Consider the following 229-nt stretch of genomic DNA (forward strand, 5'->3'; position numbering starts at 1 on the left):
AAGCGGAGAGGCTCGGCTTTTCGATCATGATCGGCTGCATGGTCGGCACTTCGCTTGCCATGGCGCCAGCCGTGCTGCTCGCGCAGGATGCCGATTTCGTCGATCTCGACGGCCCGCTGCTGCTTGCCCGCGACCGCCAACCCGGCCTGCGCTACGCCGCTTCCCTGGTCTTTCCGCCGGAAAGCACCCTCTGGGGCTGAAGATAGTAGGCTGAGATGACCAGCCCGAG

The 229-nt window shown here is 65.1% G+C and carries 1 pseudogene; it reads left to right on the plus strand.

Annotated features, from left to right (window positions below):
• Positions 1–200 (plus strand): annotated as a pseudogene (locus tag EOD29_RS35640) (dipeptide epimerase); the annotation flags it as partial.
• Positions 201–229: the final 29 nt, after the last annotated feature.

It is taken from the genome of Mesorhizobium sp. M1A.T.Ca.IN.004.03.1.1, assembly GCF_003997555.1.
Classification (GTDB): Bacteria; Pseudomonadota; Alphaproteobacteria; order Rhizobiales; family Rhizobiaceae; genus Mesorhizobium.